This window comes from Mycobacterium innocens, from assembly GCF_900566055.1.
Taxonomy (GTDB): Bacteria; Actinomycetota; Actinomycetes; order Mycobacteriales; family Mycobacteriaceae; genus Mycobacterium; species Mycobacterium innocens.
Genome location: NZ_UPHQ01000141.1, coordinates 1 through 5599, shown reverse-complemented (window position 1 = coordinate 5599; position 5599 = coordinate 1). Strand labels below are relative to the sequence as shown.

At 63.2% G+C, this 5599-nt stretch carries 4 protein-coding genes; 3 read left to right on the top strand and 1 reads right to left on the bottom strand.

Annotation, left to right across the window (positions count from 1 at the left end; genetic code table 11):
- Positions 1 to 290: 290 nt before the first annotated feature.
- Positions 291 to 728, bottom strand: coding sequence for a DUF2275 domain-containing protein (locus tag EET03_RS15020; protein WP_244232373.1), 438 nt, complete (start codon positions 726 to 728; stop codon positions 291 to 293).
- Positions 729 to 834: 106 nt separating this feature from the next.
- Between EET03_RS15020 and bla the strand changes: the two genes are divergently transcribed.
- The 3 genes from bla to EET03_RS15005 all read left to right on the top strand — a co-directional run bounded on the left by bla (position 835) and on the right by EET03_RS15005 (position 5407).
- Complete coding sequence (bla, locus tag EET03_RS15015; protein WP_075542222.1) at positions 835 to 1758, top strand: class A beta-lactamase; 924 nt, start codon at positions 835 to 837, stop codon at positions 1756 to 1758.
- Positions 1759 to 2060: 302 nt separating this feature from the next.
- Complete coding sequence (locus tag EET03_RS15010; RefSeq protein ID WP_063472795.1) at positions 2061 to 2492, top strand: MmpS family transport accessory protein; 432 nt, start codon at positions 2061 to 2063, stop codon at positions 2490 to 2492.
- A complete protein-coding gene (locus tag EET03_RS15005) occupies positions 2489 to 5407 on the top strand; it encodes an MMPL/RND family transporter (RefSeq protein WP_167470643.1) in 2919 nt (972 codons plus the stop codon). The genes EET03_RS15010 and EET03_RS15005 overlap by 4 nt, the downstream gene beginning before the upstream one ends.
- The last annotated feature ends 192 nt before the right edge of the window (positions 5408 to 5599 follow it).

The window sequence follows — 5599 nt, the reverse complement described above, 5'->3', positions numbered from 1 at the left end:
ACAGCACTACAGCACCGTGCCTTTGAACTACTCGACCTCACCCACCACCTGGGCTACACGTAATCATGCACACAACACAAAACCCCAGCTCACAGCCCATTCATCGCCAAACCAGGGGGAACTACGGCTTAAACGGCAAGGCTCTGCCTGCATACGACCGGCTGTCGTAGAACGGTTGATCCGGCGCAGATGCCCGTGGCGCCGACCGTGCGCCAGCGCCGCAGGCCGGACAGCTGGCGCGGGTTAGGCCTCGGTCGGTTGTGACGCCGCCGCCCCGCTACGGTCTCGCGCTACCAGCAAGGCGAACACGGTGCCCGCAAGCACCGGCACGTGACTGGCGATGCGTGCCGCTGCATCATCGCGTCAGGCTTATGGCTGGGCATGATGCCGAAATCGATGCCGCTGATCTGCGCAGCCGCGATCGCTAGCTGGAACACGCCCACCGCGATCAGACACCACTTCCAGTGACCCGGGCCCACAGCGTGTCGCCACCGGCGATGGCGCGGGGTGGGCGCAACGCCGGCGCTGGCCATGATTCGGTCCGCCAGGTCCGGTCCGCGGCGGGCGTCGACGGCGGCGAACCGGCGACTCTGCGCCGCCGCACCGATGAGCCAGGCGCGGCAACGACGGCACGATTCCAAGTGGGCATCGACCTGCTGAGCCAGCATCTGCGGACGCTCACCGTCCAGTCGCGCCGATAGCTGCTCACGCGCAACGTCACACCGCATGCCAGCATCGTTTCGCATGGCCGCTTCAGACGCAAAGACCGGAAATCAATCGGTGGTTGCGCACGGTCACCGCTTCCAACATGACCGTGACAGACTCTGTCGCGACATGAACGCATCGAGTCCACAGCCGGCGCTACCGCGCCGTGCCTTACTACTGGCCATAGCCACGTGTGTTCCGCTCGCCGGTTGTGCCCGCGGCGGCAGCGGCGAGCACCCAACCTCGACCACGGCAGCACCGGCACCGGATGTCCGGGGTCGCTTTGCCGAACTCGAACACAGATATGCGGCGCGGCTGGGCGTATACGTGCCCGCATCCGGCACGACGGCGGCGATCGCCTACCGCGCCGACGAGCGGTTCGCCTTCTGCTCCACATTCAAGGGCCTGCTCGTGGCGGCGGTGCTGCACCAGTACCCGCTCAGCCACTTGGACACCGTGGTCACCTACACCGGCGCCGACATCCGCTCGACCTCGCCGATCACCCAGCAGCACGTCGCGACCGGGATGAGCGTCGGCGAGCTCTGCGATGCGGCGATCCGCTACAGCGACGGCACTGCGGCCAATCTGTTGCTGGCCGATATCGGCGGAACCTCGGCGTTCACCGGTTATCTGCGCAGCCTGGGCGACTCGGTGAGTCGCTTGGACCAAGAGGAACCGGAGCTGAACCGCGACCCTCCCGGCGACGAGCGAGACACCACCACCGCGCGGGCGATCGCCCTCGACTATCAGCAACTCGTTCTCGGCGATGCGTTGCCGGTCGACAAGCGCGCGATGCTCACCGACTGGATGGCGCGCAACACCACCGGAGCCAAACGGATCAGGGCCGGGTTTCCCGCCGACTGGAAAGTGATCGACAAGACCGGTTCAGGTGACTACGGCCGGGCCAACGATGTGGCAGTGGTGTGGTCGCCCAGCGGCGTGCCGCACGTGTTGGCGATCTTGTCGGATCGCGCGGGCGGCGGCTACGACGCCGAACCGAGTGAGGCGCTGGTCGCGGATGCGGCCAGGTGCGTCGCCCAGCTGCTCGGGTAGCCGGGTAGCCCCGAAAATCGATCGTCGGCGCCGCCTGCCCGGATGCCGCCATCGCCTCGATGACAGGTCCGGGTTTAACCGTCGGCAACCGAGGTAACCAGCACCGGCGTCGCGTCCCCGCGCCCGGCTGCGGACAGGCAAAATACCGTAGGGGGTATGGTATATATAGTGATCATGCGACCGCAGTTCGGGTGTCCTAGACCACCGCCCCCCGGGTCGAACGGCCCTAGTCGACGCGGCGGCGAGGGCGTGGACTACGTACACCGGACCATCGGCAAGGCGATGAGCGGAGGGGAACTTCAGTGCTCACCTTTCTCAAGCGAGGTTGGATACCGCTCGTTGTCGTCATCGCACTTGCCGCCGGGGGCATAGCGGTGGACAGGCTCCGCGGCGTCTTCGGTTCCGACCCGATCTTTACCTGGACGGGCGCCAACTCTGGCGTGATCGAGTCGATCAATACCAAACGGGTGACCTATGAGGTGTTCGGGCCCGCCGGCACTGCCGGAAGTGTGAGCTACCTGAACAAACAGACCCAGCCCGAGCAAGCGAACTTCACCAGCCTGCCCTGGACGTACACGATGACGACGACCCTACCGGCGGTTATCGCCAACGTGGTGGTGCAAGGCGACAGCGACAGTATCGGGTGTCGCATCACTGTGAACGGCGCCGTCAAGGACGAACAATCTTCCAGTGGGCACCACGCGCAGGCCTTCTGCTTGGTGAAGGCCGCATGAACGCCCACGACGACACCCGCCCGAGATTCATGCGGGCGGTCCGCACGTTCGCCGTCCCGATCATCGTCGCTTGGCTGCTGCTGACGATCGCGGTGAACGTTCTGGTGCCCTGGATCGAATTCGTCGCGAGATCACACGCGGTGACGATGTCGCCGCAAGATGCGCCGGCGATGATCGCCGCCAAACACATGGGCAAGAAATTCCAGGAATTCGATTCCGACAGCATCGTGATGCTTGTCCTGGAAAGCGATAAACCGCTCGGCGAAGAAGCGCATCGCTATTACGACGGCCTGGTGAAAAAGCTGCAGGCAGACCGCAAACACGTGCAGCACCTCCAGGATTTGTGGGGAGACCCCGTCACCGCCGCCGGTGCTCAGAGCACTGACGGCAAAGCCGCATATGCGCAGATCAATACCGCCGGCGACCAGGGCAGCACCTTGGGAAACGAGTCCGTCGACGCGGTTCGCAAGATCGTCGACGATTCGAAACCGCCCACAGGAATCAAGGCCTACGTCACCGGTCCGGCGGCGCTCACCACGGACATGAACGAGGCCGCCGACAAAAGCATGTTCAAAATGATGGGCGTGACGGGCGTGGTCATCATGATCATGCTCGCGATTGTCTATCGCTCCGTCAGCACCGTTCTGCTCGTGCTTTTTATGGTCTTCCTCGAGATGCTGACGGCCAGGGGAGTCATTGCGATTCTCGGCTACAACGACTTGTTGGGCTTTTCGACGTTCGTCGTCGCCATGTTGTCGTCCCTGGCGATTGCGGCGGGAACAGATTACGCGATCTTCCTCATCGGACGTTATCAGGAAGCGCGTCAGGCCGGTGAAGACCGGGAAACGGCCTATTACACGATGTTCCGCGGCACCTATCACGTCATCTTGGGCTCGGGGCTGACGATTGCCGGGGCGAGCTTCTGCCTGCATTTTGCGCGGCTGGCCTATTTCAAGGCGCTGGGAATTCCTTCCGCGCTGGGATTGCTCGTCGTGATCGCCGGTGCGTTGACGGTGGCGCCGGCGGTTGTCGTGGTGGCCAGCCGGTTCGGTCTGCTGGATCCCAAACGGATGATCAAGGTGCGCGGGTGGCGGCGGATCGGCACCGCTACCGTCCGCTGGCCCGGGCCGATCTTCGTGGCCTCACTGCTCATCGCGCTGGTGGGCATGCTCGTGGTGCCGGGCATGAAGATCAGCTACAACGATCGCTTCTACATACCGCCGCATTTGCCGTCGAATATCGGATACGCCGCGGCCGAGCGTCATTTCAGCCCCTCCAGAATGAATCCCGACATTCTCATGGTCGAGGCTGATCACGACATGCGGAATTCGAGCGACATGATCATCCTGGACAGGATCGCCAAGAACATCTTCCGTACTCCGGGCATCGAGAGAATACAAAGCATTACCAGGCCGCTGGGAAGCCCGATCGAACACACGTCGATCCCGTTTCAGATCAGTATGCAAGCCATTCCGATCCAAGAGAATCTGCGATTCATGAGGGACCGGATGGCCGATATGCTGAAAATGAGCGACGACCTCGGTTCCATGGTCGGCTCGATGGAACGTATGTATGGCTTGTTGGGGCAGCTCAGCAGCACGACTCATCGCATGGTCGGCGACATGAACGACATGAAGGCCACGCTCGACGAGATGCGGGACCATCTGGCCGACTTCGACGATTTCGCGCGGCCGCTCCGCGGCTATTTGTATTGGGAGCAGCACTGTTTCAACATTCCGGTGTGCTGGGCCGCGAAGTCGGTATTCGAGGCGATCGACGGCGTGGACAAGTTCAGCGAGAACATGCAAACACTGCTCAAAGACATGAACAACGTCGACGCATTACTACCGCAACTGCTCGCCGAGTTCCCGCCCATCATCGCCGTCACAAAATCCATGCAGGGAACCCTGCTGACCTTACACAGCAGCTTCTCCGGATTGGTCACGCAAATGTCGCGGATGACCGACACCGCGAGCGCGATGGGCCAGGCGTTCGACTCCTCCAAGGCCGACGACTACTTCTATCTGCCGCCGGAAGCGTTCGACAGTCCCGACTTCCAGCGCGGCCTGAAGCTCTTCCTGTCGCCGGATGGTAAGGCCGCGCGCTTCATCATCACCCACGATGCGGACCCGGCGACTCCCAAAGGGATTGCGGCCGTCAAGCCGGAACTCAACGCCGCGCACGAAGCCGTAAAAGGCACACCACTGACCAACGCCAAGTTCTACCTCACCGGCACGGCGGCGGTCTACAACGATATCCAAACCGGCTCGAAGTACGACCTCATGATCGTCGGAATCGCCGCTCTGACACTGATATTCGTGGTGATGGTGATCATCACCCGGGCGCTGGTCGCCTCCCTGGTGATCGTCGGCACGGTGCTGATCTCACTGGGCGCCGCCTTCGGACTGTCCGTGCTGGTCTGGCAACACATCTTCGGCCTGGAGCTGAACTGGATCGCGCCGGTGTTCGGGCTGATCATTCTGTTGGCCGTGGGATCCGACTACAACCTGCTGCTCGTCTCGCGCTTTCAAGAGGAAATCGGCGCCGGGCTGAGGACGGGCATTATCCGCTCGATGGGCGAAACGGGTGGGGTCGTCACCGCCGCGGGCTTGGTGTTCGCCTTCACCATGATGTCCATGGTCGCCAGTGACCTGAGCTCCATCGGCCAGGCCGGCAGCACCATCGGTCTGGGCCTGCTGTTCGACACCCTGGTGGTGCGGTCGCTGATGACGCCGTCGATCGCCGCGCTGCTGGGGCGCTGGTTCTGGTGGCCGCAGCGAGTGCGCACGCGCCCGGCCAGCTACATGCTTCGGCCGTTCGGGCCGCGCCGGCTGGTCAGGTCCCTGCTGCTGGGCGAGCCCGCGGATGTGCCGGCCGCCAAACCGGTGGTAGCTGCCGGTCACCCACCCGCATAGCCGGGATGGCGGGCCTAGCGGGAGTTTCCGGCCTTCGTTGATCGACGGCCTGATTTGCCCTGGTGGGGTTGTGTTTTTGGGCAGGGCTGGTGTATTACCCAACTCGCGGTGTTGGGCGCTGTTGGTCAGCGGGTGGGTGCGTATTGGTGGATTGCGAACAGGTCGGCGAGTCGCTGTTGGGTCGGGCTCATG